Annotated in this window: 31 protein-coding genes and 1 tRNA gene; 6 read left to right on the plus strand and 26 right to left on the minus strand. The window is 63.1% G+C overall.

Translation table 11 applies throughout. The features are described from left to right. Positions 1 to 21 precede the first annotated feature (21 nt). Positions 22 to 309 carry a hypothetical protein gene (locus B7Y43_RS11815; RefSeq protein WP_374131859.1) on the plus strand — a complete coding sequence of 96 codons (288 nt, stop codon included), beginning with the start codon at positions 22 to 24 and terminating at the stop codon, positions 307 to 309. Here the strand turns inward: B7Y43_RS11815 and B7Y43_RS11820 are convergent. The 5 genes from B7Y43_RS11820 to B7Y43_RS11840 all read right to left on the minus strand — a co-directional run bounded on the left by B7Y43_RS11820 (position 306) and on the right by B7Y43_RS11840 (position 4,844). Next, positions 306 to 1,640, minus strand: a complete 1,335-nt coding sequence (locus B7Y43_RS11820; RefSeq protein WP_374131860.1) for a DNA-packaging protein — start codon at positions 1,638 to 1,640, stop codon at positions 306 to 308. The genes B7Y43_RS11815 and B7Y43_RS11820 overlap by 4 nt on opposite strands. Further along, a complete protein-coding gene (locus B7Y43_RS11825) occupies positions 1,637 to 2,233 on the minus strand; it encodes a hypothetical protein (protein ID WP_374131861.1) in 597 nt (198 codons plus the stop codon). Before B7Y43_RS11825 ends, B7Y43_RS11820 begins: the two co-directional genes overlap by 4 nt. A gap of 142 nt (positions 2,234 to 2,375) precedes the next feature. Beyond that, positions 2,376 to 2,972 (minus strand): outer membrane protein, encoded by a 597-nt coding sequence (locus tag B7Y43_RS11830; protein WP_374131862.1) that lies wholly within the window; start codon positions 2,970 to 2,972, stop codon positions 2,376 to 2,378. A 462-nt stretch (positions 2,973 to 3,434) separates the two neighbouring features. Further along, complete coding sequence (locus B7Y43_RS11835; protein ID WP_374131863.1) at positions 3,435 to 4,202, minus strand: SDR family oxidoreductase; 768 nt, start codon at positions 4,200 to 4,202, stop codon at positions 3,435 to 3,437. Positions 4,203 to 4,226: 24 nt separating this feature from the next. Then, a complete protein-coding gene (locus tag B7Y43_RS11840; RefSeq protein WP_374131864.1) occupies positions 4,227 to 4,844 on the minus strand; it encodes an FMN-dependent NADH-azoreductase in 618 nt (205 codons plus the stop codon). Positions 4,845 to 4,953: 109 nt separating this feature from the next. Between B7Y43_RS11840 and B7Y43_RS11845 the strand changes: the two genes are divergently transcribed. Further along, positions 4,954 to 5,850, plus strand: coding sequence for a LysR family transcriptional regulator (locus B7Y43_RS11845; RefSeq protein ID WP_374131865.1), 897 nt, complete (start codon positions 4,954 to 4,956; stop codon positions 5,848 to 5,850). A gap of 213 nt (positions 5,851 to 6,063) precedes the next feature. Here the strand turns inward: B7Y43_RS11845 and B7Y43_RS11850 are convergent, their stop codons facing one another. The 6 genes from B7Y43_RS11850 to B7Y43_RS11875 all read right to left on the minus strand — a co-directional run bounded on the left by B7Y43_RS11850 (position 6,064) and on the right by B7Y43_RS11875 (position 10,769). Continuing rightward, positions 6,064 to 7,248 (minus strand): ATP-binding protein, encoded by a 1,185-nt coding sequence (locus B7Y43_RS11850; RefSeq protein ID WP_374131866.1) that lies wholly within the window; start codon positions 7,246 to 7,248, stop codon positions 6,064 to 6,066. Next, positions 7,245 to 7,991, minus strand: coding sequence for a response regulator (locus tag B7Y43_RS11855; RefSeq protein ID WP_374131867.1), 747 nt, complete (start codon positions 7,989 to 7,991; stop codon positions 7,245 to 7,247). Before B7Y43_RS11855 ends, B7Y43_RS11850 begins: the two co-directional genes overlap by 4 nt. A gap of 120 nt (positions 7,992 to 8,111) precedes the next feature. After that, entirely contained in the window at positions 8,112 to 9,056 is a 945-nt protein-coding gene (gene dapF, locus B7Y43_RS11860) for a diaminopimelate epimerase (RefSeq protein ID WP_374131868.1), read from the minus strand. 20 nt (positions 9,057 to 9,076) lie between these two features. Then, complete coding sequence (locus B7Y43_RS11865) at positions 9,077 to 9,469, minus strand: VOC family protein (RefSeq protein WP_374131869.1); 393 nt, start codon at positions 9,467 to 9,469, stop codon at positions 9,077 to 9,079. Between the two features lie 29 nt (positions 9,470 to 9,498). Next, positions 9,499 to 10,161, minus strand: a complete 663-nt coding sequence (locus B7Y43_RS11870) for a glutathione S-transferase family protein (protein WP_374131870.1) — start codon at positions 10,159 to 10,161, stop codon at positions 9,499 to 9,501. Between the two features lie 125 nt (positions 10,162 to 10,286). Continuing rightward, positions 10,287 to 10,769 carry a DUF6456 domain-containing protein gene (locus B7Y43_RS11875; protein WP_374131871.1) on the minus strand — a complete coding sequence of 161 codons (483 nt, stop codon included), beginning with the start codon at positions 10,767 to 10,769 and terminating at the stop codon, positions 10,287 to 10,289. Positions 10,770 to 10,868: 99 nt separating this feature from the next. Here B7Y43_RS11875 and B7Y43_RS11880 point away from each other — a divergent pair, with 99 nt between their 5' ends. Further along, on the plus strand, positions 10,869 to 11,453 hold the full coding sequence (locus B7Y43_RS11880) for a helix-turn-helix domain-containing protein (RefSeq protein WP_374131952.1): 585 nt from the start codon (positions 10,869 to 10,871) through the stop codon (positions 11,451 to 11,453). A 17-nt stretch (positions 11,454 to 11,470) separates the two neighbouring features. On the opposite strand, the gene B7Y43_RS11885 is transcribed toward B7Y43_RS11880, so the two are convergent. The 6 genes from B7Y43_RS11885 to B7Y43_RS11910 form a co-directional block, all read right to left on the minus strand. Further along, a tRNA-Val gene (locus B7Y43_RS11885) sits at positions 11,471 to 11,546 on the minus strand. Between the two features lie 102 nt (positions 11,547 to 11,648). Continuing rightward, the gene (locus B7Y43_RS11890) at positions 11,649 to 12,593 is read right to left on the minus strand and encodes a MarR family winged helix-turn-helix transcriptional regulator (RefSeq protein ID WP_374131872.1); all 945 of its coding nucleotides are present in this window, start codon (positions 12,591 to 12,593) and stop codon (positions 11,649 to 11,651) included. Between the two features lie 176 nt (positions 12,594 to 12,769). Further along, entirely contained in the window at positions 12,770 to 14,257 is a 1,488-nt protein-coding gene (locus B7Y43_RS11895; RefSeq protein WP_374131873.1) for an NAD(P)(+) transhydrogenase (Re/Si-specific) subunit beta, read from the minus strand. 103 nt (positions 14,258 to 14,360) lie between these two features. After that, the gene (locus B7Y43_RS11900; RefSeq protein ID WP_374131874.1) at positions 14,361 to 14,669 is read right to left on the minus strand and encodes a proton-translocating transhydrogenase family protein; all 309 of its coding nucleotides are present in this window, start codon (positions 14,667 to 14,669) and stop codon (positions 14,361 to 14,363) included. A gap of 14 nt (positions 14,670 to 14,683) precedes the next feature. Next, positions 14,684 to 15,805: an NAD(P) transhydrogenase subunit alpha gene (locus tag B7Y43_RS11905; protein WP_374131875.1), complete on the minus strand. Its 1,122-nt coding sequence runs from the start codon at positions 15,803 to 15,805 to the stop codon at positions 14,684 to 14,686. A 7-nt stretch (positions 15,806 to 15,812) separates the two neighbouring features. Further along, entirely contained in the window at positions 15,813 to 15,938 is a 126-nt protein-coding gene (locus B7Y43_RS11910) for an aa3-type cytochrome c oxidase subunit IV (RefSeq protein ID WP_374131876.1), read from the minus strand. A 141-nt stretch (positions 15,939 to 16,079) separates the two neighbouring features. Between B7Y43_RS11910 and B7Y43_RS11915 the strand changes: the two genes are divergently transcribed. Then, positions 16,080 to 17,501, plus strand: coding sequence for a sigma-54 dependent transcriptional regulator (locus tag B7Y43_RS11915; RefSeq protein WP_374131877.1), 1,422 nt, complete (start codon positions 16,080 to 16,082; stop codon positions 17,499 to 17,501). A gap of 4 nt (positions 17,502 to 17,505) precedes the next feature. Here the strand turns inward: B7Y43_RS11915 and B7Y43_RS11920 are convergent, their stop codons facing one another. The 9 genes from B7Y43_RS11920 to glmM form a co-directional block, all read right to left on the minus strand. Next, positions 17,506 to 17,835 carry a hypothetical protein gene (locus B7Y43_RS11920; protein ID WP_374131878.1) on the minus strand — a complete coding sequence of 110 codons (330 nt, stop codon included), beginning with the start codon at positions 17,833 to 17,835 and terminating at the stop codon, positions 17,506 to 17,508. A 145-nt stretch (positions 17,836 to 17,980) separates the two neighbouring features. After that, positions 17,981 to 18,292 (minus strand): putative quinol monooxygenase, encoded by a 312-nt coding sequence (locus tag B7Y43_RS11925; protein WP_374131879.1) that lies wholly within the window; start codon positions 18,290 to 18,292, stop codon positions 17,981 to 17,983. A gap of 2 nt (positions 18,293 to 18,294) precedes the next feature. After that, positions 18,295 to 19,350 carry a dihydropteroate synthase gene (gene folP, locus B7Y43_RS11930; protein ID WP_374131880.1) on the minus strand — a complete coding sequence of 352 codons (1,056 nt, stop codon included), beginning with the start codon at positions 19,348 to 19,350 and terminating at the stop codon, positions 18,295 to 18,297. Between the two features lie 5 nt (positions 19,351 to 19,355). Then, the gene (locus B7Y43_RS11935) at positions 19,356 to 20,480 is read right to left on the minus strand and encodes a site-specific DNA-methyltransferase (protein WP_374131881.1); all 1,125 of its coding nucleotides are present in this window, start codon (positions 20,478 to 20,480) and stop codon (positions 19,356 to 19,358) included. A gap of 183 nt (positions 20,481 to 20,663) precedes the next feature. Then, positions 20,664 to 21,221 (minus strand): ribonuclease HII, encoded by a 558-nt coding sequence (locus B7Y43_RS11940; RefSeq protein WP_374131882.1) that lies wholly within the window; start codon positions 21,219 to 21,221, stop codon positions 20,664 to 20,666. Next, complete coding sequence (thiD, locus tag B7Y43_RS11945; protein WP_374131953.1) at positions 21,218 to 21,994, minus strand: bifunctional hydroxymethylpyrimidine kinase/phosphomethylpyrimidine kinase; 777 nt, start codon at positions 21,992 to 21,994, stop codon at positions 21,218 to 21,220. The genes B7Y43_RS11940 and thiD overlap by 4 nt, the downstream gene beginning before the upstream one ends. Positions 21,995 to 22,017: 23 nt before the next feature. After that, a complete protein-coding gene (locus B7Y43_RS11950) occupies positions 22,018 to 22,242 on the minus strand; it encodes a DUF1272 domain-containing protein (RefSeq protein WP_374131883.1) in 225 nt (74 codons plus the stop codon). 5 nt (positions 22,243 to 22,247) lie between these two features. Next, the gene (locus B7Y43_RS11955; protein WP_374131884.1) at positions 22,248 to 22,673 is read right to left on the minus strand and encodes an organic hydroperoxide resistance protein; all 426 of its coding nucleotides are present in this window, start codon (positions 22,671 to 22,673) and stop codon (positions 22,248 to 22,250) included. Positions 22,674 to 22,730: 57 nt separating this feature from the next. Further along, positions 22,731 to 24,068, minus strand: coding sequence for a phosphoglucosamine mutase (gene glmM / locus B7Y43_RS11960; RefSeq protein ID WP_374131885.1), 1,338 nt, complete (start codon positions 24,066 to 24,068; stop codon positions 22,731 to 22,733). A gap of 61 nt (positions 24,069 to 24,129) precedes the next feature. Between glmM and B7Y43_RS11965 the strand changes: the two genes are divergently transcribed. Together B7Y43_RS11965 and B7Y43_RS11970 are read left to right on the plus strand one after the other, a co-directional pair. Further along, positions 24,130 to 25,395, plus strand: a complete 1,266-nt coding sequence (locus B7Y43_RS11965) for a dicarboxylate/amino acid:cation symporter (protein ID WP_374131886.1) — start codon at positions 24,130 to 24,132, stop codon at positions 25,393 to 25,395. Further along, the gene (locus B7Y43_RS11970; RefSeq protein ID WP_374131887.1) at positions 25,392 to 26,384 is read left to right on the plus strand and encodes an aldo/keto reductase; all 993 of its coding nucleotides are present in this window, start codon (positions 25,392 to 25,394) and stop codon (positions 26,382 to 26,384) included. Before B7Y43_RS11965 ends, B7Y43_RS11970 begins: the two co-directional genes overlap by 4 nt. Positions 26,385 to 26,387 lie beyond the last annotated feature (3 nt).

Here is a 26,387-nt window from a genome sequence, read left to right on the forward strand (position 1 = left end):
GCGACAATCTATGATCGCCGAATGCCGCTCACCCTTGCCTCCTCGCCGATCATCACCGCCGCGCTTTGTGTGTTGTTTGGAGTACCGGTGGTCTTGTTCCTGTGGTTTGCCGCCGATGAAGACAGCGCGAAGCGCTATCTCGGCTGGCTTGGCCGCTATATGCTGTTCATCATCCCTGTTTATGCAGCGGCGATTGGCGTGGTCGGCTGGCTGTTCCGCGATCCGCATACGCTGATGATCGGCGGGGTCGTTGCCGCCTTCACGCTGAAACCCGTTTATGATCTGTGGCGCCGCCGCAAGCGCGGCTAAGGCGACCGCACGGCCGCGACTGCCTTTTTTCGCAGCATCAGCTCGCTTAGGCCCCACACCAAAGCATCGGCCCGGTCGGGCGACCGCCCCGGCCCCTCATAGCCGCCCCCGGTAATCAACCCACATAATTCATCCTCCAGCGCCGGAAACGCGCCGAAATGCCGCACTCTGCCGCTTTCATATAAGGCCGCCACGGGTTCCGCCCACGCGACTTTGCCTTGGCTGGCATGCACCAGCGTGATCGGCATCGTCGCATCGGCGGCGGCGAGCACGCTTTTGACCATCGCCCCGCCATTATTCTTTTCCGCCACCACCCGGTCCGCCCCGTGGCGATCAGCGCATAAAGCCACCGCGCGCGCCCAGCCCTCTGGCGAGGCACCGCTAACGCTCGCATCTTCCAGCACATAGCCAAGACCGTCCCCGCCCAGCGCCACGGCGACGATCCCGCAGGCATCGCCGCCAATGCTCGCCGATGGATCAACCGCCACCACCACACGGACCAGCACCGGCAGCGCCCGCACCCGGCACGCCTCGATCATCGCCCGCGTCCATAACGCATCAGCCAGATCCTCGATCAGCTCACCGTCCAGCTCCTGCCGCCCCAGCCGGGTCCCGCCATAATCCGCGGTCATTGCCGCGACAAAGCTGGTCGGCAGATGCGGATTGTCGCGCGTTCGGCCCCGCGTCTCGACCAGTCCGGGCAGCGTCATGATCCGCCGCATCAGCGCATTGGAACGCGGCGTCGTTGTCAGCAGCGCGCGTGGATGGTCCCCGGTGCGCAGCCCCAGCATCAGGTTGTTCCAGCTCTCCTCACCCTGCCGACCGCGCCATTTGGCAATCTCATCACACCAGGCCAGGTCATGTTCGGGGCCGCGCAGCCGCTCCGGCATGCCGGCTGAATAAGCAAAGGCCCGCGCACCCGAGGCAAACTGCACTTCGCCCTGCGCTGCCCGCCAGCGCACGCTCTCCCCAGTCCGCGCCACCGCAATCAGCCCGCTCGGCCCTTCGATCATCACCTGGCGAACGTCATCGATACTCCCGCCGACCAGCGCGATCCGCGCGGTAGGTGTCGCCCGGGCATGCGCGCTCACCCATTCCGCACCGGCGCGCGTCTTGCCGAAGCCGCGCCCCGCACGGATCAGCCACAGCCGCCAGTCCCCCGGCGGCGCCCGCTGGCCGTCATGCGCCCATTGCCACCAGCGTTCGTTGAATTCGCGCTGCTGCGGCTTGGTCAGCGCCCTGATCACCTCGGCCTGCTCGTCAGCCGACAGCGCCAGCAGCCGATCGAATAGCGCGCGGTCCTCGCCCGCCGCCGCAACCGCCGCCTTCACGCCTGCGCCTTTCGCTGCTCCATCGACCGTAATTTCTTCAATATCGCGGCATCAGTGTCGTCAGGGCTCGCCAGCTGCCGGGGCGGGCCGCCGCGCCGTGGCCGGTCAGCAGCGCGCGTCTTGTGCGCCGCCAACAAGCGCAACGCCAGATCGACATCAATCGGCCCGGTCAAATCAGTAGCACCATTGTCGATCAGCCGCGCGCCACCACCCGACAGCGCATGGCCAACCAATTGGGTTTCCAGCATCGCATAGCCCGCCTCCAGCGCGTCGTGCCATGCAGCGGCAAAGTCCAGATCATGCCGCCGCAGCGCATAGACGCTCGCGGGATCAACCCCGATCACCGCCGCCGCCGCCTTCACATTGCAGGTCGCGGCCAGATGATCGAGAAAAGCGGCCTTTTTCTTGGCGGTCCAGCGCACCCATTTGCGGCCGGTATAGGCAGTCGGGCGAGTCACGGTCGGCGTTGCCGGTCGCTTGTGCGTATCACTCGCCACCCCGCCGCTCCCCCTTGCCCGCGCCAATCGCGGCAGCCCCGCCAGCACCAACGAGAAGGGGCGGCCCGGCTCATGCCCGACCGCCCCGACTCGCAATTCTTCAGCGTTCCTGTTATGTACCGAAACAGCGTGACACTGTCAAGTGTTTTTAACCGATTTGGTAAAGACGATGACAATCGGTCGCCACCACGCCCCCCCCTTGAGAGGAGCGGGCGCGTTGACCAGGCGCCAGCCAGCCTCAGAACTTGAACGCCGCTCCCACCGCAAACTTGTTGCCGCGCAGCCCGCGATCATAAACGGTGCGGTCATATTCGGCGCGGAGCGAGAAATGCTCGTCGATCTTCACTTCGGCACCCGCGCCATAGGTTGCCCCGCCATCGGTCTGTTCGCGCACGATCCGCGCGCCGTTCACCGGTGTGGTGATCCGGTCGGTCTGCAACCAGCGATACCCGCCGCGACCATAAACCAGCAGCCCCGGCGCGACGACAATACCGGCCCGCGCCGTCAGGTCATAAGTCAGACCCGGATCGACGAGATACTGGCCGCGCACGCTCGTCTGGCGCACGCTTTTGCCACCGCCGCCCAGCCCGGCTTCGGCACCGATCACGACATTGCCCAGCTGGACATCATACCCAACATAACCGCGATAGCCGATGCCACTGCGGCTCGCCGTGCCCGTCGCCCCGATCGCGCCCGGATCGTTCCGCACGCTGATCCGCTCGCGACTGACTTCGACCCCCGCCTTCAGCCCAGTGAAGCTGGGCGCTTCCTGCGCCTGGGCAAAATGCGGGACAACGAAAAGAACGAACGCGCTCACTGCAGTATAAAGCTTCACGGAAAAACCTCCCTGGATAAAAATCTCCGGCGTCAGTGCCGTTGATGATCGGGCAATGGAGGCACTCCGTGGAGCATGCGTCAGCCGCGTGTGGAGATTTGGCGCAAGCGGCATGGTGCGGGAACATCGCCGGACCGGGGGTGCCGAACCTGCGCGATGGGCGGCGGCGATGGCGGGGTTGCTATGGGATGCGTCAGGGTTTGGGACCGATAGAGCCCGAATTGCGGACCCCTTAGCTGACGACAGCTACGCGCCTCAATGTCAGTGATTTAGCGTTATCTCGTATGGCACCGAAAGCGGTCGTAGGTTCGAGACCCTCGAACCCCCCGGGCATGTCCAAACCTGGAACTGTCCGGCCATCCGCCGCTGTGGCGATGATGGCCGGTATCTGTCGGATCTGGACCTGTTGGGCGGTCGACCGAGATGGTCCGATAATCCGGGGCCCGTAGTCCCTGAGTGGAATCAATCGAGGCCGAGCAGCTTTCTTCCCTCTTGCGTCTTGATCGAAAAATCAGTTCCCAAAAAGGCATTGGCTGCCGGGGTGCAAAGCCAGGCGACGGCCTCTGCGGCCCATTCCGGCGGAATGTAATCGGCATCGTTGAGACGGCTGACCGGATTCATCCCCGACGCGCGGATGGCGGCCTGCATGTCCCCGGCGACTGGCCCCGGACTAAGCCCAAGAGACCGGATTCCAAGCTCTCTATATTCCTTGTCGATCTGGCGCGTCAGCATCTGCACCGCTGCCTTGGTGGCGCAGTAATGGCTCCAGCCTTCCAGCGGCGCGTTGGCGGCACCCGAGTTCAGCGCGATGATCGTACCACTGCCGCGTGCCAGCATATGCGGCAAGGCGGCACGGCTGGCGTGATAGACGCCGAGCAAATTTACCTCGACTGCGGCTTGCCACGCCGCCGGATCGCTGTCGGCCAGTCGGGCAATCGGATCGATTACCCCGGCATTGTTGATGAGGATGTCGATCCGGCCGTGCCGCGCAGCGACGCCGCCGATTGCCGCGGTGACATCGCCGAATTGGGTAACGTCACCGCCAGTCGACTCTGCGGCACCGCCTGCAGACCGGATGCTTTCCGCGACCGCCCGTGCAGCGGCCTCTTGGCGCCCGCTCACCACGACATGCGCGCCGGCGGTTGCCAGACGCCGCGCAATCGCGGCGCCGATGCCTCGACTGGCGCCGGTGACGAACGCAATGCTGCCGTATAAATCGATCTTGTTCATGGTTGTTGTCCTTGTTTGCATGGATCAGGCCGCGAGGGCGGCAATGGTGCCCCGCGCGATGTTGAGCGCGGTATCGAGTGCGATCGGGTCGCCGGTGGTCGCCTCGATCACGGCGAAGCGGACGTCGTTAAAGCCGAGGAAGCCGAACAGCGTCGCCAGATAGGGCCGCACGAGATCTAACGCGGCAAGCGCGCCGCCTTCGCCATAGCCACCGGCGCCATAGGCGATCGCGATCGTCACAGGCTTGCCGGTGACGAGCCCTGTGAAGCTGGTACCGTCGTAGCTGAACGTGTGGCCGATCCGCACGATCTGATCGACCCAGGCTTTGAGCGCGGCGGGGATGCCGAAATTATACATGGGCGTCGTCACCAACAGCACGTCAGCCGCGCGCAATTCGGCGATCAACCCATCCGAAAGCGCGGTCGCATCAAGCAGCGCATCGGTCATCGCCTCGGCTGGCGTGTAGAAGCCCGCGATCGTCTCATTGGCGATCTGCGGCACCGGCGTCAGCGCCAGGTCGCGACGGACGACCGTGCCAGTGGGATTGCGGGCAATCCACGATGTCTCGAAACTGTCGCCGAGCTGGCGCGAATAGGAGCCTTCGGTACGGGCACTGGCATCGATACGAAGCAGGGTAGCCATGATGAAATCCTTTCAAAGCGGGTTAGTGCTACCCAGTTATTGCTTCATGTTTTCTTGAAAAACCCGCCTCTTTGACCTAGACTTTTGCGAATTATGCAAAGGTTGTGTGATGGACATCAAGGCTGTGAAGATTTTCGTCGAAGTCGCGCACGGGGGCGGCTTTTCGGCGGTTGCGCGGGCACAGAATGTCGAACCCTCGTCCGTGTCCCGCGTCGTGGCTTCCATTGAGCGCGAGCTTGGCGAGCGGCTGTTCCAGCGCACAACGCGAAAGCTGACCTTGACCGAGGCGGGTGCTGCCTATCTCAGCCGTGTTGAGCCGTTGATCGCGCAATTCGAGGAAGCGGCGCAGGAAGTTCGCGTCCTTGGGCGAGGCCCGGTCGGCACAGTGCGACTGTCGACTTCGGTCGCGTTCGGGCTGACCATGATCGTGCCACTGCTCCACCGCTTCCAGGCTGACTTTCCAGCGATGAAGATCGAGTTAGTCATGGACGATTCGAACGTCGATCTGGTCGGCGAAGGCGTTGATCTGGCGATCCGCCTTGCGCCCAGTGTCGAGGCGAACGTCATTGCCAGCAAGCTGCTCGACACGCACTATCACGTCGTCGCGGCGCCATCGTGGCTGGCGGGGCACAGCATGGACACGCTGGACGACCTGGCCCGGCACCGCGTGCTCCGCTTTGCCTTTCCCGGTTTTCGGGACCGATGGCTGTTCCAAGGGCCGGATGGCGACATCCTGACCGTGCCGGTCGATGGCGACATTCTTGCTTCCAATGCGCTTGCGCTTCGCGACGCCGCCATTGCAGGCCTCGGCCCGGCGCTGCTGCCCGACTGGTTGATTGCGCCCAACATCCGTGACCACAGCCTGATCCGTTGTTTTCCGACGATGCGCGCAACAGCAACGGATTTTACAACAGGGGCATGGCTGATCTATCCGAGCCGAACTTTCCTGCCGAACAAGGTGCGCGTCATGATTGATTTCCTGCGCCAACACATCGGGCGATCCTGAGCCAACGGCGACGGTCCGAGCGGCCTTTGTCGAGCGTTTGACGGACCGGTTCCAGCATCAGCGGACGCTTGAAGCCGTTGAAGAACGGCAACCGTTGGGCCTGCACCGAGACTGTCCGTTCGGTAAGCGAATGGCGGCTAGCCAATATCTTTTTCCTGAGTCCCGCCATTCCACTAACGGCCCATTATCGGCCGCTGAGGCTACACTCCCCCCTCACGCCCCCACCCCCTGCACCGGCGGCAGCAGCATCTCAAACACCGCACCACCGGTCGGCCGCCGGGTGAGGCTCACACTGCCGCCATGCGCCGCCGCGATTGCGCGGACGACCGACAGCCCCAGTCCCGATCCGCCACTCGATCGCGCACGGGATCGGTCCCCGCGCCAGAAGCGCTCGAACGCGCGCGCCGCTGCTTCATCGGTCAGGTCAGTGCCTGAATCGATCACGCGCAGCTGCACCATGCCCGCGGCAAACCCGGATTCGATCCATAACGGGCCGCTGCCGGGCGCATAGCGGATGGCATTGCTCAGCACCGCCGCCAATGCCTGACGCAACCGCCCCGCATCGCCGATCATCGGTGCCGGGACCAGATCGCAGATGATCGTCAGGCCAGCCGCTTCCAGATCGGGCCGCATCGCGGCAATCACGGGCCGGATCGCCTCGGCCAAGTCGATCGTCGCCAGATCAAGCACCAGCTGGCCCGAATTGACCAGGCTCATCGTTCGCAGATCATCGACCAGCCGGGTCAGCGAATCGACCTGGTGGATCAGGCTGTCGATCTGGTCGGGGCCAGCCGCGAACACCCCGTCCTGAATGCCGTGCAGCCGCCCGCTCAGCACGGTCAGCGGCGTGCGCAGTTCATGCGCGATCGCCGCCGTGCTGTCCTTCAGTTCGCGGTCGGCATGCTGCAGCGCCTCTGCCATCGCGTTGAAATCCTGCGTCAGCTGGTCTTCCTCGATCGAGGCGAAGCGCACCGATCCCGCCCGCGCATCAAGCCGCCCCTCAGCCACCGCGCGCGCCGCTGCCGCCACATCGTTCAGCCCGCCGCCCACCCGTCGCAACAGGAATGCACCGACAAGGAAGGCCCCCAACGCTGCCGTTACGGTGAAGATGAACAACGCAATGTTCGACCTGTCGATAACACCCTGCTGGATCTTTTCTTGATCCTTCATGATCGCCCGAAACTGGTTGGGCTCTGGTACCCGCCCTGCCTCGAATGCGACGACGGCCTTGCGCGCCTCCGGAGACAGCAATTCCATGACGCGCGTTTGCTCATAAACCTCATAAATCTGGGTCTCGGTGATGATGATCGCCGCGCAGATCAGCACGGACACCGCCAGCACGGTCGCCAGTTGCGTCGACAGCAACCAGCGCTGGCGAAGCCGTGTGCGCCAGTTCACGCCGCTGCCAGCCGATACCCGATCCCGCGTACCCCGGCGCACAGTCCGGTCGCACCAGCAGTGTCGAGCTTACGGCGCAATTTGCTGATATGGCTGTCCACCGTCCGCTCCAGCGCGTCGCCTTCGGGCAGGCAGGCATCGAGTAGTTCGGCCCGCGTGAACACGCGCGACGGGCTGCGCGCAAGATGGGCGAGCAGGCGATATTCAGTCAGCGTCAAATCAAGCGTTGCGCCTCCCTCGCTGTCCACCACCCGCGCGACATAGCTTTCAGGATCGATCTCGATCGGGCCCCAGCGGATCGTCCGATCGCCCGTCCGTTCGCCGCGCGCCCGGCGCAGCACCGCCTTGACGCGGGCGACCACTTCAAGCGGGTTGAACGGTTTGATCACATAATCATCCGCCCCCAGGCTCAACCCCAGCAGCTTGTCGAGATCCTCGGCCCGCGCCGTCGCCATGATCACCGGCGTGCCGCCACGCCGCCGGATCTCGCTCAGCACCTGGATGCCATCGGCCTTGGGCATCTGGACATCGAGCAGCACCAGATCGGGGCGCAGCGCGCGGTGATGCATCAGCGCCACTTCGCCATCGGCCGCCGTCACGGTGCGAAACCCTTCGCGGTCGAGATAGGCGGTCAGGATCTGGGCGATATCGGCATCGTCCTCAGCGATCAGGATCAGCGCATTGTCGCGGCGGGTGTCTGCGCCCAGGGATGACGGGGCAGGGGATGGAGCGGGAAGGGACATCACGGATCCTTGGGCGGCCCAGTGCATCATGCACGGGCGATGCGCCAATCTCCAGCCTGTCGCTTGCGCTCGTGTGGCCGAATCGTGGAGATTATGTGGAGCCGCTGCCCCACCCGTCGCTCACCCCGCCGCCAGCGCCGTGATCACCGCGTCCCAGGCCGCCACTTCATCATCGCGGCGTTCGGTGATGATCAGATCGGTTGCTTTTTCAGTGGCGAAATCGATCGTCACCGTGCCGCGCCATTCAAATGTTGCATTGCCCGATAGCGTCACGATTCCCGCCGGGGTCGCCATTGCCCGCACCATGCCGCCCTGGTTGAAGACGGTCAGCATCCGGTCATAATCGATCCTGCCGGTCAGGCAGGCGGCATAGGTCGATGCCGCCATCGCGCTGCCGCAGCTATTGGTCAGGCCAACCCCGCGTTCAAAGGTGCGCACGAACAGATCGCCGCCGCGCTGTTCGATGAACGACACATTGGCGCGGTTGGGCAGCCAGGCGGGCGCGGCCTCGCAGCGGGCGCCGATCGCGCTCAGTTCGTCGTCATCGATGCGGTCGACAAAGCTCACCAGATGCGGGTTGGGCATCGCGATGGCGGTGAACATTCGGGAGCTGTTGAGCAGCGGGATGACCGCCTCGACAATCCGGATCGCGTCGCCAAGCGGCCAGCGCGCCACATCCAGATCAGCCGGGCCGACGGTCTCGCGCACCGTCACCACGCCTGGGGCGAGCGGCGGGTCGAGCTGTACCTCGGCGCGGCTGGTTTTCAGCCCAACCGTCGCTTCGCTCACCCCCAGCGCCTCAAACCCCGCCCGCGCGACACACCGCAGCCCATTAAGGCACGTCTCCGCCTCCGACCCATCAACATTCAACATCCGCATCGACAAAACATCCATTTCGGATCTTTTATCGAGCAGCAACAGGCCGTCGCCGCCGACCAGGCCTGATCGGTCGGCAAGGGCGCGCGCGACGGCCGACCATTGGGCATCGGTCAGCGTCATCGCGCGCGCGTCGATCAGCGGAAAGTCATTGCCGGACCCATGGCATTTCAGAATCTCGACCTGCATCACATCCTCGCCAGCGAAAGTCAGCGCGCTGGCCGCGGCAGAAAATGATAGGCACACAGCTTATTGCCATCTGGATCGCGGAAATAAGCGAAATAGGCAGGCGAGTCCTCGCCGCCGCGCGGCCCCGGATCACCTTCATTAACAGCGCCGAGCGCAAGCGCCTTGGCGTGAAACGCAGCGACCGCCTCGCGGCTTTCAAGCCCGAAACCAGCCAATGTCCCATTGCCGATTGTGGCTTCATTGCCATCATAGGGCCCAAGCACCCCAAAAAGGCTCTTGCCCGGCCGACCATAAAGCCGCCCGCCGCTCGGATGGTTGAAGAACGTCTTCATCCCGATCGATTCAAGCAGTGCGTCGTAAAAGGCCTTGGCCTTTTCCAGGTCGTTTGAGCCCACAGTCGCGTAATTCAGCATATCGCTCTCCCTTTCGACGAATAAACCCTTCAGCCCAGTGCAGCGACCATGGCGCGTTCTGCGGCCACGATCGGGGCGAAGCTCGGTCGCGCAAGGATAGCGCTCACATAGCCAGCAGTCGTTGGCCAGCGCGCCGGATCGATCACCATTTCAGTATGCGCCAGGTTCACAAATGGACTGCAGACGGCGATATCGGCCAGCGTTATCCGGTCTTCGACCAGAAAGCCGCTCGGTGGAATGACCCCTTCCAGATAGTCAAACAACGGTGGCAACTCGACATCTACAGCGTTGGCAGCAATCGCTTCATCAAAGGGCCGTTTGAGCATCTTGGGATAGAGCAGCCGGTGAACGAAAATCTTCGCGGCGCTCGCAAAAAAGATCGAATCCGCATATTCTTCAAACCAGATCGTCCGGGCATGCGCGATGGGTGCCACCGGGATCATATTGGGTTCCGGATATTTGGCTTCCAGATAGGCGCAAATCGCCGTCGAATCCGAAATGCAGAAATCCTTGCCGCCATCGGCACCGGGATCGCGAAAGCCAGGGATCTTGCCGAACGGGCTGGATTCAAGAAATTCAGGCCCGCCGCGCCCCAGCCCGGCCGCTTCGATGGTCAGCGCCAGGCCCTTTTCGGCCGCGAACGCCATCACTTTGCGAACGAAGGGCGAAATTGTCGACCCATAAACAATCATGGCAGCTTTCCTTTGTTGCGGGCCGCTGGCCCTACCGTGCATCGATTGCCGGGTGTCTAGCGCGCCCAGCTCCCGACCGCCACTGTCCCCGCAGCACCACCCCTTTGACGCCCTAAGCGCCCCCGTCAGGGAAGCTGATAATGCGATGCGATCCGATCAAGGGCCAGACACAAGACCAGTTTTCCAGCGCGAACGGGCCATCCCAGCGCCTTCTCCGCCATCGGCAGCGCTTCGCCTGCGCAAATGACGCGCCAGGCAACATCGGCCAGCCCCGGTCCAGCCGCGGCAATCGCCGCATCGAACCGCCGTTTGGCCATAAGCTGCGCCAGTGTTGGGTCGATTGCCGCGCCAGCGGCGCGCCTGCCGCGCGACACCGGGCCGGATTCCCAGCGCATCGTCACAGAGGGACCAAGCGACGCCGTTTCATAATCGGCCCGCAAGCGCTCACCGGCTTCGAACTGGCGACTATCGACCAGGCCACGCGACCGAAGCCAGGATAGCGGGGACTCCGCAACATTGACGGTAACGCTGCGCCGCCGCCGAGCAGTCGCAGCAGGTGCGCTCATGATCCCCGCCGCATCGATCTCGCATTCCACCAATTCAAGCATTTGCTGGCCCTTCCATTCTGGTGACTCGGGCTAGGGCTTGCCATAAGGGATAGTTTGTAGGAAATAACAAACCGATCTGGTTATTGGTGGGGGCGCATGATGATCACGGCAATCCGCGAAGTTCGCCAGGCCAAAGGCATGACTCTTGACGATGTCGCGCGCGCCTGCCTGCCGCAGACGACAGCGCAAACAATTGGTCGGCTCGAAACCGGGACCCGAACCGTATCGGTCGGCTGGCTCAACCGTATCGCAGACGCGCTCGGCGTTGCTGCTGCTGATCTGGTCAAGCTCCCCAATCACAGCGATATCGCCGTCGCCGCCATTCTGGACGCCAGCGGTGCCTATGCGCCGCGCCGCGCGGCAGCACTTACACCACCGCGCCCGGCCCCGGGGCTTGTGGCAGTTACCGTCAGCGCCAGCCTTGGCGATTACCGGGTCGGCGACGAAATCTGGTGCGAGACGCTTGCCCCCAAATCGTTCAACCAGGCGCTCAACTGCGACGTCTTGGTGCCCCGCGTCGCCGGTCGCTTCTTGTTTGGTCGGCTGATCGGTCGGGAACAGGCCGGGAGTGAAGGCGGCGCGGGCAAGCTGCAGGTGCTGCCACTCGGCGCGGGCAGCCGGCAGCAGATCGTTTCGGATCCTGCCTGGATTGCGCGCGCGACCCGGCTGATCCGTGCGCTGTAACCAACAGTCGAAAAAAATGGTGGGCGATGACGGGCTCGAACCGCCGACATTCTCGGTGTAAACGAGACGCTCTACCAACTGAGCTAATCGCCCGCCCTGCGCTGCCGTGCCAAAGCCCGCGATATTGCGCAAGCCCCTCCCCGCAATGCGATCCAAAAAGCGGCGCGACTCAACCGCCAATTGGGTCAATCGACCCTAGCGGATCGCCGCCCCTGCCGCTTTCACCGCCAGCCAATAATCGCGCATGCTGTCTCTGGCTTGAGCCGACAGCCGCATAAAGGCCCGTCGTCGATCAAACGGATCGGCTTCGCGTTCGAACAAGCCCGCTTCGGTCATCCTGCTGATCCAGCGCAACGCTGTGGTGGGCGCGACGGCCGCTGCGATGCAAAGGCTCGACACAGAGACGCGCGCGCGCTCCAGGTCAGCAGCGAACAAATCGAGCAGCATGTCCCAGGCAGGGTCCTCGAAAAGCCCGGCACCGAAAAACTGATCGCGGATCCGTCGCCCGCGAATAACTTGGCGGACGTCATTGGCTGAAATGGTCGTGCCGTCTGCGGGATCGGGTCCGCGATAGCCCGATTTCCGGTCGCCCAACAGCGGTCGCATGCTGCTTGGCTCGGCATTGGCAAGCCGGGCAAGCGTTTCAGCGATTCGCGCGACTTCGGCATTCAACTGGTTGAGCCGCTCGCTGTGGCGATCCTGATGATCGCTCCGCTGGCGAAGTCGGTTGCCGGGCTTGCCGGTCAGCGCGATCGCCAGCGCAGATACCTGTTCGGTGAGCGGTGCATTGCAGAGGAGTTGAACCCGCTCGGTCAGCATATGGGCGCTGACTTGATCGATTCGGCGTTCATCAAAATTGATCACGACGCCAATCGCGCTGTTGGCAACCAGATTGGCCGTCTCATGCAGCACCAGCTCAAGCGCATCGTCGTCACTGCCATCGGCATCGATCAGAATCGCATCAATGCCATCTGGCGTCGCAAGCGCCCCCCGTGCCGCAGACATTGCCACCGGGCCAATCGGGTGGGCACCAACCAACGCCAGCACTGATTTGCCCGCACGCGCGGCATCAGCACCATCGGCGATCAACAAGACCTTGGGCAGCACCTTAAACTCCCAGCTTGCGCCGGTTTCTTCCACGCCCGTTCTCCGCTCGTTTCGCAGGCAGTCTTACGAACCTGCGGCGGAAATCTGCGCAAAGACCGCGCCAAATTGGCGGGGTTTCCGGGTGTTGACAGGCGAACGCCGCCAAAATGGAGACAATTGTCAGGCTTTGGGCTCAATCTACAGGGCCCGCAGGCCTGCGCTTTGAGCAATTAGTCCAAAGCCTTGACGATATCCTCAACCATCTTCTTGGCATCAGCGAGCAACATCATGGTATTGTCCATGTAGAATACATCATTGTCGACCCCGGCATAGCCGACACCGCCCATTGATCGCTTGATGAACAGCACGGTCTTGGCCTTTTCGACGTCAAACACGGGCATGCCATAGATGGGCGATCCCTTGTCGGTCTTGGCCGCCGGGTTCACCACATCGTTGGCACCGATGATGAAGGCGACATCGGTCTGCGCGAATTCGCTGTTGATGTCTTCCAGCTCGAACACATCGTCATAGGGCACGCTGGCTTCAGCGAGCAGCACGTTCATATGCCCCGGCATGCGGCCCGCGACCGGGTGGATCGCGAACTTCACCTTGACGCCATGCTCCTTCAGCTTGTCAGTCATCTCGCGCAGGACATGCTGTGCCTGCGCCACCGCCATGCCGTAACCGGGCACGATGATGACCTGTTCGGCTTGGCCCATCAGGAAGGCAGCGTCCTCTGCAGAACCACGCTTCCAGGGCCGCTGTTCTTTGGCCTCGCCACCGCCGCTGCTGCCGCCATCCGCGCCAAAGCCGCCCGCAATCACGCTGATGAAGCTGCGGTTCATCGCCTTGCACATGATGTACGACAGAATCGCGCCCGATGAGCCGACCAGCGCCCCGGTGATGATCATCGCCGTGTTGTGGAGCGTGAAGCCCATCGCCGCTGCTGCCCAGCCCGAATAGCTGTTCAGCATCGACACAACGACCGGCATATCCGCCCCGCCGATCGGGATAATCAGCAAGAAGCCGATCGCGAAGCTGAGCGCCGTGATCGCGAAGAACACCCAGGGGCTCTGATCGGTCAGGAAATAGGCCACGAGCCCAAGGATCGCCGCCAGCGTGCCCAGGTTGATGATATGGCGCGCGGGCAGGATAATCGGCTTGCCGCTCATATTACCGTTGAGTTTCAGGAAGGCGATGACAGAGCCCGAAAAGGTAATCGCACCGATTGCGACGCCGAGGCCAAGTTCGACCCGGCTCTGGGTGAAAATCTCGCCGGCGTCGGCAATGCCGAACGCATCGGGATTGAGATAGGCGGCTGCGCCGACGAGCACCGCAGCCAAACCCACCAGCGAGTGAAAGGCCGCAACCAATTGCGGCATGTCGGTCATCTTGATCGTGCGCGCCATCCCGATGCCGATCACGGCACCGATTGCGAGCGCGATGGCAATTTCCGCCATGCCCAAAGCGTTAAAGGTTGAGGACACCGCGATGACGGTGGAGGAAACGGCGATATCGCTTGGCAGCAAGCCCAGATCACCCTGCGGGACATGCGTGACCAGCGTCGTTACCACGGCAATCGTCATGCCGATAATGCCCATGCGGTTGCCGCGCTGCGATGTCGACGGCGACGATAGCCCGCGCAGCGCGAGGATGAAGCATACCCCCGCCACCAGATAGGCCAGCGATGCCCAGGGATTAACCGCGATATGTTCCATTCTCAAAACCCCCTGGCGTCGCCCCGGGCTTGTACCGGGGCCCACCGCGCCGCCCGCGCTGGTGGATTGGTGGATCCCGACATGTGCCGGGATGACGATGTTGTTAGTGCTTGGCCGCCGGCCGATCCTTCTTCTTATACATCGCCAGCATCCGTGCGGTGACCGCAAAGCCGCCGAAGATGTTGACGCTGGCCAAGACCACCGCAAGCAGCCCCAGCCATTTCGAGATCGCCCCGCCCGAGCCAATCCCGGCAGCTGCGCTGGCAATCAACGCGCCAACGATGATCACCGATGAAATCGCGTTAGTCACCGCCATCAGCGGCGTGTGGAGCGCGGGCGTGACCGACCAGACGACATAATAGCCGACGAAACAGGCCATCACGAAGACCGACAGAGTAGAAACAAAATCCATGATCGTCCCCTTGATCAGCCCAGCAGCCGTGCGTTGACGACCTTGCCATCCTTGGTCAGCCGGATCGCGTCGCCAATCTCTTCGTCGAGCACCGGCTTGCCGCTTTCCTTGTCCCAAAAGGCCGACAGAAAGTTGAAAAGATTGCGCGCAAACAGGGCGGAAGAATCCGCTGCCAACCGCCCGGCGACATTCTTGTGCCCGACGATCTTCACGCCGTGCACGGTCACCACTTCACCCGCAACCGCGCCCTCGACATTGCCACCGGCTTCGACCGCCAGATCGACGATCACGCTGCCCGGCCGCATCGTCGCGATCTGGGCGTCGCTGATCAGGCGTGGCGCTGGCCGACCGGGGATCAGCGCCGTCGTGATGACGATATCCTGCTTGGCGATGTGGCTCGACACCAATTCGGCCTGTGCCGCCTGGTATTCCGGGCTCATCTCGCCAGCATAGCCGCCTGCGCCCTCGCCCTCGATGCCCTTCACATTCTCAACGAAAATGGGCTTGGCGCCCAGCGACTGGATCTGCTCCTTGGTCGCCGATCGCACATCGGTGGCAGAAACCTGCGCGCCCAGGCGGCGCGCGGTGGCAATTGCCTGCAGCCCGGCCACGCCCACACCCATCACGAAGACGCGCGCGGCTGACACCGTTCCCGCCGCCGTCATCATCATCGGAAACGCACGGCCATATTCGGCTGCGGCATCAAGCACCGCCTTATAGCCCGAGAGATTCGACTGCGACGACAGAATATCCATCGATTGCGCGCGGGTGATTCGCGGCATGAATTCCATCGCCAGCGCTTCAAAACCCGCCGCCGCATAGCTATCGACTCGCGCGCGCTCCCCAAAGGGATTGAGCGATGCGACGACCCAGGCGCCCTGCGCAGCACCCGCCAGGCTCGCTGGATCAGGCCCCTGCACGCCAAGCACGATATCAGCGCCCGCAAGCGTTTCAGCCCGCGACCCCAGCACCGCCCCGGCATCAGCGAACTGCGTATCGGCAATTGCTGCGCCAGCACCGGCCCCGGCTTCGACCGATACGGTCGCCCCTAAGGCGATGAACTTCTTGACCGTTTCGGGTGTCCCGGCAACGCGGTTTTCGCCTGCGGCCTGCTCCTTCAAAAGGGCAATCTTCACCGCCGGGTCAGCCCGCAATCAGCCAGACGACGAAGGCGGCGAGCGCAAAGGACCCCAGCGCCCCCCATTTCAGCCACGCCATCACCTTGCCATAGGTCGCCTGCTGCGTCTCGATGTTCCCGTTGCCGGTCATGTGCTTTCACCCCACAGCCAAAATCATTCCCCTTCGCCCTTAACCGGGGGCTGCCCACACCTCAAGCCCTGGCTTTAAGCCCGCCTTTACTCCCTGTCGTTAAGGTTACCCACTCGAACAGGGACGATTGGGGACGGCTATATGACGCGCAATGGCCAGCGCCTGCTAATGTTGATCGATGATGAGCCCGCCCAGCGTCGGCTGGTGGCAGCACTTGCCGCCCGTGGCGGATGGCGCTCCGTCTTCGCCTGCGACGGCGAAATGGCGATCGCAACCCTTGGAACACAGGACGGGATGCAGCTTGATGCGATCCTGATCGACCACTGGACGCCAGAGGCAGATGCCGCCGGGCTCATCACTGAATTACGGCTGCGGCGCCCATCGCTGCCAATTCTGATGCTGACGGCCAATGGCTCAGTCGCGCAGGCAGTAGCGGCAATGCGCGCAGGCGCCACGGATTTCCTGGTCAAACCACTGGCACCCGAACGCCTGCTCTGCGCGCTAGAGGCAGCCGTGGCGAGCAACAGCGCTGGCGAACTGCGCCCGCTGACGGAGAAAATTCCCGCCCTGCTCGCCTTTGACGAAATTGTCGGGTCAGAACCCATGTTTCGCGCGGCGCTAGCCATTGCTGCCAAGGCAGCGCGGGCGCGCGTCGCCGTGCTGCTGGAGGGCGAAAGCGGCGTCGGCAAGGAAGTGGTTGCAGAAGCAATCCATGCCGCCAGCCCGCGCGCCAAAAAGGCGATGATCACGGTTAACTGCGGCGCGATCCCCGCCAATCTGGTCGAATCGGAATTATTCGGCCATGAAAAGGGCGCGTTCACTGGCGCTTTTGAACGCAAACTCGGCCGCTTTGTCGAAGCCGATGGCGGCACGATCTTCCTCGATGAGGTTGGCGAGATGCCGCTCGACGCGCAGGTTAAATTGCTCCGCGTGCTGCAATCGGGCGAAATTCAGCCGATCGGCGCGCGCCATACCCGCGAAGTCGATGTCCGCGTGATCGCGGCAACCAACAAAAAGCTGCTCGACGAAGTCGAAGCCGGGCGATTCCGCGAGGACCTTTATTACCGGCTCAACGTCGTCCAGGTCACGATCCCGCCGTTGCGCGAACGCACCGGGGATATCCCGGCGCTTGCCCGGCATTTGCTCGCCCGAATCGCGCAACAACCAGGGTTACGGCCAATCGGCATCACTGACGACGCGCTGCAATTGCTCGTCAATTATGATTGGCCGGGCAATGTTCGCCAGCTGCAAAATGCGCTGTTTCGGGCAGCGGTGTTGTGCGAAGCCAATGCCCTCAATCGCAACGATTTCCCCCAAATCGCCGCGCTCAGCGCCAAGCGGGCGGCTGGACCCAGCACGTCGGCCACACTCGCCAGTGGCGGCGTCACCTTGTTCCGCCCAGATGGCAACATGCGCGCGCTTGAGGAAATCGAAGCCGATGTCATCCGCCTCGCCATCGGCCATTACCGCGGCCGCATGACCGAAGTCGCGCGGCGGCTGGGGATCGGCCGATCGACGCTGTATCGCAAGCTGGGTGAACTGGGGATCGACAACGCGGCCTGAGCAATCACCCGCCCGTGCGATCAACCGTAAAGTTCACCCGGAATGGCTTTTCGGTCGGGCTTTCGGTGCCGAATTCAAATGTGCTTGGCTTTCCCAGCCCGACCCGCAGTACCGGCATCACCCGATGGGCCGCGCGTCCAGCGGGCGCAACGGTAATCGTCGACGCCATGCTCACGGTGCCATCCGCTTGCGGTGAAAGCGTGACCTGCATGCTATAGCGGCTGCCATCTTGTTCGCCGATTTCGATCTGCGCTGGCTCGTCGCCTTTGAACGTGAGTGTCGGCTTGGCGACAAGACGGTTGCCATCCGACATCTCCATCGACAGCAAATACATGGGTGTATCATGCCCAACAGCGATTGCAGATGTCGCCAACGCGGCACTAAGCGCTCCGCCAACAACAACCGAAAGTAATGCTCGCATCGGAAAAAATCCTCTCAACTATTCAGTAACCACTATAGGTATCCGATCGTTAACAGATCTATAAAGCATTCAACTCACTATCGATTTTGTAGCTACGCAGAACCCGATCGCTGATCCCGAGATCGGGCCATGTCGCCCGCCAGGCCGCGAGGTGCGGCAGGGTGAAATGCCGATCGAGTGCCGCCTGATCGCGCCACAGCTCGGTGACGCGAATCAAGCCGGCATCAAGGATGTCCTCGGCATAGCTATAGGCAATACAGTCATCCTCCGCCCGGCTTGCGGCAACCATCTGCGCCATCGCTGGCCGCGCGCGGTCGACTGCGCCCGGGGCCAAGCGAATCGTGCCGATGACCACCACCATCGCAGCCATGGCTACCGCCCCACCAGCGCCTGATCCTTGCATCCGCGCCACACCCGGAGCGCCTGCACCGTTTCCGCCACGTCATGGACGCGCAGCAATTGCACCCCGGCTTCCGCCCCCTTCAGCGCCAGCGCCAGCGATCCGCCGAGTCGTTCGCCGACCGGTGCCTCATTCGACAGCGCGCCGATCATCCGTTTGCGGCTAGCGCCCAGCATGATCGGGCAACCCAGCCCGTGGAACATCGCCAGCCCGTTCAGCAGCGCCAGATTTTCTGCCAGCCCCTTGCCAAAGCCAATGCCTGGATCGGCGATAATCCGCGCGCGATCGACGCCCGCTGCCACCACCGCCGCGATCCGCGCCTCCAACCAGTCGAACACCTCGACCAGCACGTCCCCATAGCCGCTGCCGCCATGCGGCCCCTTTGCCGGGTCGGGCGAATGCATCAGGATGACCGGGCAATCAGCCTTCGCCACCACCGCCAGCGCGCGATCGTCCCAAAGCAGCGCCGACACATCGTTGATGAGATGGGCGCCTGCCGCCAGGCCAGCCTCCATCACCGCCGCCTTGCGCGTATCGAGCGACACGATCGCCCCACTTTTCACCAGCCGCTCCACCACCGGGACGACGCGCTTCACTTCATCGCCTTCCCACACCAATTGCGCGCCAGGCCGGGTCGATTCGCCACCCAGATCGATCACGCTCGCGCCCTTGGCGACCATATCGAACCCGGCATTGGCAGCAGCGACCGGATCATCCTCCAGCGCGCCGCCGTCAGAAAAGCTGTCGGGCGTGACATTCAATATGCCGGCAACATGCGGTTGATCGAGCCGGAGCACGCGCTCGCCAAGAATCAGCGGCGCACGCGCGGCAATCACCGCGCGGTGAAGCCGCATCGCCGTTTCGTCTTGCGCGAAGTGGGTGTCGAAGTCGGCGATCGAAACGGTACGGCGCTGCCCTGCGTCGATCACTTCATAAGCGGCGAACCACAGCATTCCGCCCGCCAACCGCGCCACCTGCCCATCGCGACCAACCGGCGTGTCGACAAACTGGACCGGGCGAAGGTGCATCGCCGCTAGGGCTGCGTCGCGAGCAAATAGGTCTGGCGCAGCATGTCGATCGGCTTCAGCCCATCGGGCGTGTCATAATGCCAGAAGGTCCAGCCATTGCAGGCCGGCGCGTTTTGCAGCGTCGCGCCGAGTTTGTGGATCGATCCCACGGCACCGCACACGCTTTCCAGGCTGCCATCCGCGCGGACCAGCGCCCGATAGCGGCGCTTGCTATCGCTCAGCACGCGACCCGGGGCGAGATACCCATTTTCGACCAGCAGGCCGAACGCCACCTTGGGCGCGGCGCGCGGGGATTGCATCGTCACCACCGCCGATTCGTCGAGCGGCAAGGCCGCCTCGATCCGCTCGATCGCCGCATCGCAATAGCCAAGCTCGCGCTCGATGCCGATCCAGCGTCGCCGCAGCCTTTTGGCGACCGCGCCGGTCGTCCCGGTGCCGAAAAACGGATCGAGCACAACATCGCCCGGCTTGGTGCAGGCGAGCAGAATGCGATAGATCAGCGCCTCAGGCTTTTGCGTCGGGTGAACCTTCGTCCCACCCTTTTTCAACCGCTCCTGCCCACCGCAGACCGGGAACTCCCAATCGCTGCGCATCTGCAATTCGTCGTTCAGCGTCTTCATGCTGCGATAGTTAAAGGTGTAGCGCGCCTTTTCGCCCATCGACGCCCAGATCAATGTTTCATGCGCGTTGGTGAAGCGGGTACCCTTGAAATTGGGCATCGGGTTCGATTTACGCCAGATGATGTCGTTCAAGATCCAGAAATCCAAATCCTGGATCGCCGAGCCGACCTTGAAGATATTGTGATAGCTCCCGATCACCCAGATCGTGCCATTATCCTTGAGCACGCGCCGCGCTTCGGTCAGCCAGGCACGCGTGAACTTGTCATAGGCACTCAGGCTGTCAAACTTGTCCCAATCATCGGTCACCGCATCGACATGGCTGCCATCCGGCCGGCTGAGATCGCCACCGAGCTGCAGATTATAGGGCGGGTCGGCAAAGATCATGTCGACCGACTTGGCGGGCAGCGAGCGCATCGCCGCGATGCAATCACCCATGATAATCGTATCGAGCGGCAAGGCGGCATCGATAGGGGCCGCGCTTGGCGTCCTGACCTTTTCCAATACGCCCATTATTTCCGCCCCCAAATGTTCAGACTTGTATCGGGGCGAAACTTTTGCCGCCCGTCAAGAAAACAATGGTTAACGATTCCAATGAGTAAATCGTTAACGCGGCGGAACATTTCACGATCAAAACGATATATTGAGTCCGTCAGCGCGCATCATCGCAAGTAATGGTGGTGTGACTCAAAAGACTCACCGGTCCAGATATGCCCGGGCGACGGGCGCAAATGAGCGTCGATGCAGCGGCGTTGGCCCCAAACGGGCGAGCGCGTCGAGTTGCACCCGCGCGCCATAGCCCTTGTTCGACGCCCAACCATAGCCGGGATAGTCGCGATCAGCCGCAACCATGATGTGGTCTCGCGTGACCTTCGCAACAATCGACGCCGCCGAGATACAGGGCTCGATCGCATCACCACCAATGATCGCCCGCGACCGCCACTGCCATGTCGGGCAACGATTGCCATCGACCAGCACATCGTCAGGCGCCACCCCCAACTCGGCAACCGCGCGCTCCATCGCCAGCATCGTCGCCCATAGGATGTTGAGCGAATCAATCTCCTCGACGCTGGCCATGCCGATACCAATAGTGCAGCGCGCGACAATCGTGGCGAACAGCCGCTCCCGCTGCGCGGCACTCAGCTTCTTGCTATCGTTCAGCCCGGCAATGCCACCGGGGCACAGGATCACAGCGGCGGCCACCACCGGCCCGGCCAGCGGCCCGCGACCGGCTTCGTCGACACCCGCGATCATGCATCGCCCTCAAGCTCATCAAAGGGCGACACCCCCAAATGATGCCCCATCGGGCCATGGCCATTGCCCAGATCCGGCGCGGACAGCAGCGCTATCCGCACAAATCTAACCGCGCGGACAAAGGCGTCGCTCACCGCCAGTCCCTGGCCAAGCCCGCAGGCGAGCGCACTGGCAAAAGTGCATCCCGTGCCGTGCGTGCTCGTCGTGTCGATCCGTTTGCCGTTTAGCTCGCGCAGCGGCCCAGCGGGAGAAATCAGGCGATCGACGATGTAATGGCCCTCGCCATGCCCCCCCTTGGCAACGAGGTGGCAACCATGTGCCAGCACCGCCGCTTCACCGCCCAACGCGGCCAGTTCGGGAATATTGGGGGTGACGACCGACGCCAGATCCATCAATCGGCCAAAGGCGGCAATGGTATCGGCATCGGCCAGCATCGATCCACTCGTCGCGATCATCACGGGATCGAAGATGATCGGCACATCAAGCGCGGCAAGCCGATCAGCAACCGCCTGCGCCGTTGCCGCCGATCCCAGCATCCCGATCTTGATCGCATCGACACCAATGTCAGCGATGCAGGAATCAATCTGCGCGATCACCATCTCCGTCGGCACCGGCATTACCGCCTGCACCCCCAGCGTATTCTGCGCGGTGATCGCGGTAATCGCGGTCATCGCATGGCCGCCAAGCATCGTCACCGTCTTGATATCGGCCTGAATACCCGCCCCACCGCCCGAATCGGACCCGGCGATGATCAGGATGCGCGGGGTCAGAATTTGGGGCGTCAGAATCTGGGGCGTCACGACTGGAACTTGCGTGCCGTGCTCGCCGGAAATTTCTTGAGCGCTGCGCCCGTGCGGGTCGGGCGATCCATCAATTCGCCGCCGCAATTGGGACAGCGCTCATCAAGCGCGTCAGCACAATCAGCGCAAAAACTACATTCAAACGAACAGATGAACGCGCCCGGCGCGTCAGCGGGCAGGTCCGCCCCGCAGCGTTCGCAATCCGGGCGCATCTCCAGCATCGCCGTTATCCGCCCTGCACGTCGAAATCGACCACGACATTGCCGCGCGTCGCATTCGAATAAGGGCATACCTGATGGGCGTCATGCACCAGCTTTTCGGCCGCTGCCTGATCTAGCTTGGGCAAGGAGACGACATGCTTCACCGCGAGCATGAAGCCGGGACCACCCTCATTCGGGCCGATCGAGACATGCCCAGTCACGGTCGATCCGCTCGCGTCGATCTTTTGCATGCCGGCCACATACATCATCGCCGACTGGAAACAGGCAGCATAGCCGGCTGCGAATAATTGTTCGGGATTGGTGCCAACCCCGCCGGGCCCGCCCATGGATTTGGGCGTCGCGGTATCAAGATCGAGCACGCCGTCGTCGCTGGTGACATGGCCTTGGCGGCCCCCATGTGCGGTGGCGACGGCGGTATAAAGGGATTTCATTGGGCTACTCCTGCTCTTTTAATTGGGGATAGATAGATATTGCAAACATGCGTGCGGTCACACTGCCGCCTGGACCGCATCGCAAATCCGATTGACGATTGTCTCTACCTGCGCGGCATCGTCCCCCTCCGCCATGACCCGGATGACGGGTTCGGTACCCGAAGGACGGATGACCAGGCGACCGCTGCCGTTCAGCTCGGCCTCTGCGTCGGCAATCACGGCCTTGACGCTACTGGCCTCGAGCGGCTTGCCACCAGAAAAACGCACATTCTTCAACAATTGCGGCAGCGGCTCAAACCGGTGGAGAAAATCGCTGGCGGGTGCGCCTGCCGTTACCAGCTCGCCCAACACCTGCAGCGCCGCGACCAGCCCGTCCCCTGTCGTCGCATAATCGGACAGGATGATGTGGCCCGATTGCTCGCCGCCGACATTATGCCCGCGCTCGCGCATTGCCTCCAGCACATAACGATCGCCGACCTGGGTCCGCAGCATGCCAATGCCCTGCGCGGCAAGATGCCGCTCTAACCCCAGGTTCGACATCACCGTCGTCACCAAGGCACTGCCCACCAGCCGGCCCTGGCGTGCCCAGCCGCTGGCGATTACCGCCATCAGTTGATCGCCATCGACCACCCGGCCGAGTTCATCGACGATGATCAGCCGATCGGCATCGCCATCAAGCGCGATGCCCAGTGCCGCGCCGCTGGCGACGACGGTTTCGCAAAGCAGGTCAGGCGCGGTGGACCCGACGCCCTTGTTGATATTCTTGCCATTGGGCTCCACCCCGATCGCGACGACATCGGCGCCCAATTCCCATAGCGCCGACGGCGCGACCTGATAGGCCGCACCATTGGCGCAATCGATCACGATCCGCATGCCATCGAGCCGAAGTTCGCTGGGGAAGGTGGATTTGGCGAAATGGATATAGCGGCCGCGCGCATCCTCCACGCGTCGCGCCCGGCCGATATCGGGGGCTGGGCTGAGTGCCACATCGCCATCGATCAGCGCTTCGATCGCCAGTTCATCGGCATCGGACAGCTTATACCCATCCGGGCCGAACAGCTTGATGCCATTATCGTCATAAGGGTTATGGCTGGCCGAAATCATCACGCCCATGTCGGCGCGCATCGAATGCGTCAGCATCGCCACCGCCGGCGTCGGCATCGGGCCGACCAGCACCACATCCATGCCGACGCTGGTAAAGCCCGCGACCATCGCCGATTCGATCATATAGCCCGACAGGCGGGTATCCTTGCCGATCACCACGCGGTGGCGATGATCCCCCCGGCGGAAATGCGCGCCGGCCGCCATGCCAACCTTCATCGCCATCGCCGCCGTCATCGGCGATTTGTTGGTCTTGCCGCGAATGCCATCCGTGCCGAAATATTTTCTTGCCATGCGTTCGCGCCCAATCGGTTATTGATGATCGCTTTAGCGTCCCCAACGGAGATAATCGAGCATGTCGCAAGCAACCCGGATCTTAGTTGCACTGATTGCCGGGATGGCTTTGGGGATTGTCGCTGCGAGGCAGGGCTTTGCCCCGATCGGCATTCTGATCGCCCAGCCGATCGGCACCGCCTGGCTGAACGGGTTGCAGATGACGATCGTGCCGCTGGTGGTTTCGCTGCTCGTCATCGGCATTGCGGCCACCGCCGATGCCGCGCGCGCGGGCCAGCTGGCGACCCGGGCGATGATCCTGTTCATGGTGCTGCTCTGGTCAGGCGCGATCATGTCGGCCTTCGTCACCCCCTTGCTGCTGTCCGCCTGGCCGATCGACCCGAGTGCGGGTGCCGCGCTGCGAGCGTCATTGCCCGATGTGAAAGCGATTGGCGACGTACCGCCATTTGGCGACTTTCTGGCCGCAATCGTGCCGAGCAACCCCGTGACGGCTGCAGCAAACAATGCGTTCCTGCCCCTGATCGTCTTCACGCTGACCTTTTCCTTTGCGATTACCCGACTGGCCAAGGAACAGCGCGACCTGCTCGTCGGCTTCTTCCGCGCGGTCGCCGATGCGATGATCGTCGTGATCGGCTGGGTGCTGTGGCTGGGGCCAATCGGCGTGTTCGCGCTGGCGTTTGTGGTGGGGGCAAAAGCTGGGACCGAGGCATTCGGCGCGCTGCTACATTATGTGCTGATCGTCGCCAGCGTGGGCGCGGTATTGTGGATCGCCTCGTTTTTCCTGGGGGCCATTGGCGGGCGCGTATCGATCATCCGGTTCGCGCGGGCGACGGCATCGGCACAGGCGGTGGCAATCAGCACGCAATCCTCGCTTGTCTCATTACCCGCCATGCTGCGCGGGGCGGAGCAGATTGGCGTCCACACCCAGCATTCGGGGATCATCCTGCCGCTGGCTGTCGCGATATTTCGCGCAACCGGCCCGGCGATGAACCTGGCGGTTGCCATCTATATTGCGACGCTGTTCGGCGTGCCGCTGACTTGGCAAAGCCTGGCGGCAGGCGTGGCAATGGCATCGATCACCACGCTGGGCGCGGTCAGCCTGCCGGGCTCGATCACCTTTATCAGCTCAATCGCGCCGATTGCCGCTGCCATGGGGGTGCCAATTGCCCCGCTCGGCCTGCTCGTCGCGATCGAGACCTTCCCCGATATCATGCGCACGCTGGGCAATGTAACGATGGACCTCGCCGTCACGGCCACGCTGTCTGCGCGCACGGCCTCTGCGCCAATGTCACCTGAAGACCTGTTGATCGAAGGACAAATCGCATGAAATATCGGCAATTAGGACCCGATCTGACGGTATCGGCGCTTGGCCTGGGCCTGATGCCGATGGCGGGTGTAGGCCCGGCCATGTACGGTGCCGCGAACGAGGAGGAGAGCATCGCCACGATCCACCGCGCGATCGATCTGGGGGTGACCTTTTTCGACACTGCCGAAATCTATGGCCCGCTGCGCAACGAGGAGCTGCTCGGTCGCGCGATCAAGGGCAAGCGCGACGGCCTGGTGATCGCGACCAAATTCGGCTTTCGCTTCGAAGATGGCCGGATGACCGGGGTGGACGGGTCACCCGCCAATGCGCGCCGCGCGGTGGAGGGATCGCTCAAGCGGCTGGGCATCGACGCGATCGACCTCTTCTATCAGCACCGCGTCGATCCGGCCGTGCCGATTGCCGAGACAGTGGGCGGGATGGCTGAGCTGGTGAAAGAGGGCAAGGTGCGCCATCTCGGCCTGTCCGAAGCGGGGGCGGAAACGCTGCGCAAGGCAGCCGCCGTTCACCCGATCGCCGCACTGCAAAGCGAATATTCGCTGTGGGAGCGCGATGTGGAGGACGATATCCTGCCCACCGCGCGCGCGCTCGGGATCGGCTTTGTCCCTTATTCGCCACTCGGGCGCGGCTTTCTGACGGGACAAATCACGTCGCGTGACGATCTGCCGGAGGGCGATTATCGCCGCAATGATCCGCGCTATTCGGCCGAGAATTTCGCCAAGAACATGGCGCTGGTCGCTGTTGTGCAGCGGATTGCGGCGGCGCACGGCGTCAGCGCCGCGCAGATCGCGCTTGCCTGGCTGCTCGCGCAAGGGGCCGATATCGTGCCGATCCCCGGCTCCAAGCGGCGGGTGACGCTGGAGGATTCGATGGGTGCCGCCAATGTCACGCTCACCGCGCAGGATCTCGCCGATCTCGACGCCGCCGCGCCGCGTGGCGGCACCGCCGGGCCGCGCTATGGCGAACGGATGATGGCGATGGTCCGGCTGTAGCGC

It is taken from the genome of Sphingomonas sp. 28-62-20 (genome assembly GCF_002281505.1).

What these genes read in the sequence shown, in the direction of transcription:
- B7Y43_RS11815 (WP_374131859.1), top strand. Translation starts at nt 22, where the DNA reads ATGCCGCTCACCCTTGCCTCCTCGCCGATCATCACCGCCGCGCTTTGT.
- B7Y43_RS11835 (WP_374131863.1), bottom strand. Translation starts at nt 4,202, where the DNA reads ATGAACAAGATCGATTTATACGGCAGCATTGCGTTCGTCACCGGCGCC.
- B7Y43_RS11840 (WP_374131864.1), bottom strand. Translation starts at nt 4,844, where the DNA reads ATGGCTACCCTGCTTCGTATCGATGCCAGTGCCCGTACCGAAGGCTCC.
- B7Y43_RS11845 (WP_374131865.1), top strand. Translation starts at nt 4,954, where the DNA reads ATGGACATCAAGGCTGTGAAGATTTTCGTCGAAGTCGCGCACGGGGGC.
- B7Y43_RS11855 (WP_374131867.1), bottom strand. Translation starts at nt 7,991, where the DNA reads ATGTCCCTTCCCGCTCCATCCCCTGCCCCGTCATCCCTGGGCGCAGAC.
- dapF (WP_374131868.1), bottom strand. Translation starts at nt 9,056, where the DNA reads ATGCAGGTCGAGATTCTGAAATGCCATGGGTCCGGCAATGACTTTCCG.
- B7Y43_RS11865 (WP_374131869.1), bottom strand. Translation starts at nt 9,469, where the DNA reads ATGCTGAATTACGCGACTGTGGGCTCAAACGACCTGGAAAAGGCCAAG.
- B7Y43_RS11870 (WP_374131870.1), bottom strand. Translation starts at nt 10,161, where the DNA reads ATGATTGTTTATGGGTCGACAATTTCGCCCTTCGTTCGCAAAGTGATG.
- B7Y43_RS11875 (WP_374131871.1), bottom strand. Translation starts at nt 10,769, where the DNA reads ATGCTTGAATTGGTGGAATGCGAGATCGATGCGGCGGGGATCATGAGC.
- B7Y43_RS11880 (WP_374131952.1), top strand. Translation starts at nt 10,869, where the DNA reads ATGATCACGGCAATCCGCGAAGTTCGCCAGGCCAAAGGCATGACTCTT.
- B7Y43_RS11895 (WP_374131873.1), bottom strand. Translation starts at nt 14,257, where the DNA reads ATGGAACATATCGCGGTTAATCCCTGGGCATCGCTGGCCTATCTGGTG.
- B7Y43_RS11900 (WP_374131874.1), bottom strand. Translation starts at nt 14,669, where the DNA reads ATGGATTTTGTTTCTACTCTGTCGGTCTTCGTGATGGCCTGTTTCGTC.
- B7Y43_RS11910 (WP_374131876.1), bottom strand. Translation starts at nt 15,938, where the DNA reads ATGACCGGCAACGGGAACATCGAGACGCAGCAGGCGACCTATGGCAAG.
- B7Y43_RS11915 (WP_374131877.1), top strand. Translation starts at nt 16,080, where the DNA reads ATGACGCGCAATGGCCAGCGCCTGCTAATGTTGATCGATGATGAGCCC.
- B7Y43_RS11920 (WP_374131878.1), bottom strand. Translation starts at nt 17,835, where the DNA reads ATGTATTTGCTGTCGATGGAGATGTCGGATGGCAACCGTCTTGTCGCC.
- B7Y43_RS11925 (WP_374131879.1), bottom strand. Translation starts at nt 18,292, where the DNA reads ATGGCTGCGATGGTGGTGGTCATCGGCACGATTCGCTTGGCCCCGGGC.
- folP (WP_374131880.1), bottom strand. Translation starts at nt 19,350, where the DNA reads ATGCACCTTCGCCCGGTCCAGTTTGTCGACACGCCGGTTGGTCGCGAT.
- B7Y43_RS11935 (WP_374131881.1), bottom strand. Translation starts at nt 20,480, where the DNA reads ATGGGCGTATTGGAAAAGGTCAGGACGCCAAGCGCGGCCCCTATCGAT.
- B7Y43_RS11940 (WP_374131882.1), bottom strand. Translation starts at nt 21,221, where the DNA reads ATGATCGCGGGTGTCGACGAAGCCGGTCGCGGGCCGCTGGCCGGGCCG.
- B7Y43_RS11950 (WP_374131883.1), bottom strand. Translation starts at nt 22,242, where the DNA reads ATGCTGGAGATGCGCCCGGATTGCGAACGCTGCGGGGCGGACCTGCCC.
- B7Y43_RS11955 (WP_374131884.1), bottom strand. Translation starts at nt 22,673, where the DNA reads ATGAAATCCCTTTATACCGCCGTCGCCACCGCACATGGGGGCCGCCAA.
- glmM (WP_374131885.1), bottom strand. Translation starts at nt 24,068, where the DNA reads ATGGCAAGAAAATATTTCGGCACGGATGGCATTCGCGGCAAGACCAAC.
- B7Y43_RS11965 (WP_374131886.1), top strand. Translation starts at nt 24,130, where the DNA reads ATGTCGCAAGCAACCCGGATCTTAGTTGCACTGATTGCCGGGATGGCT.
- B7Y43_RS11970 (WP_374131887.1), top strand. Translation starts at nt 25,392, where the DNA reads ATGAAATATCGGCAATTAGGACCCGATCTGACGGTATCGGCGCTTGGC.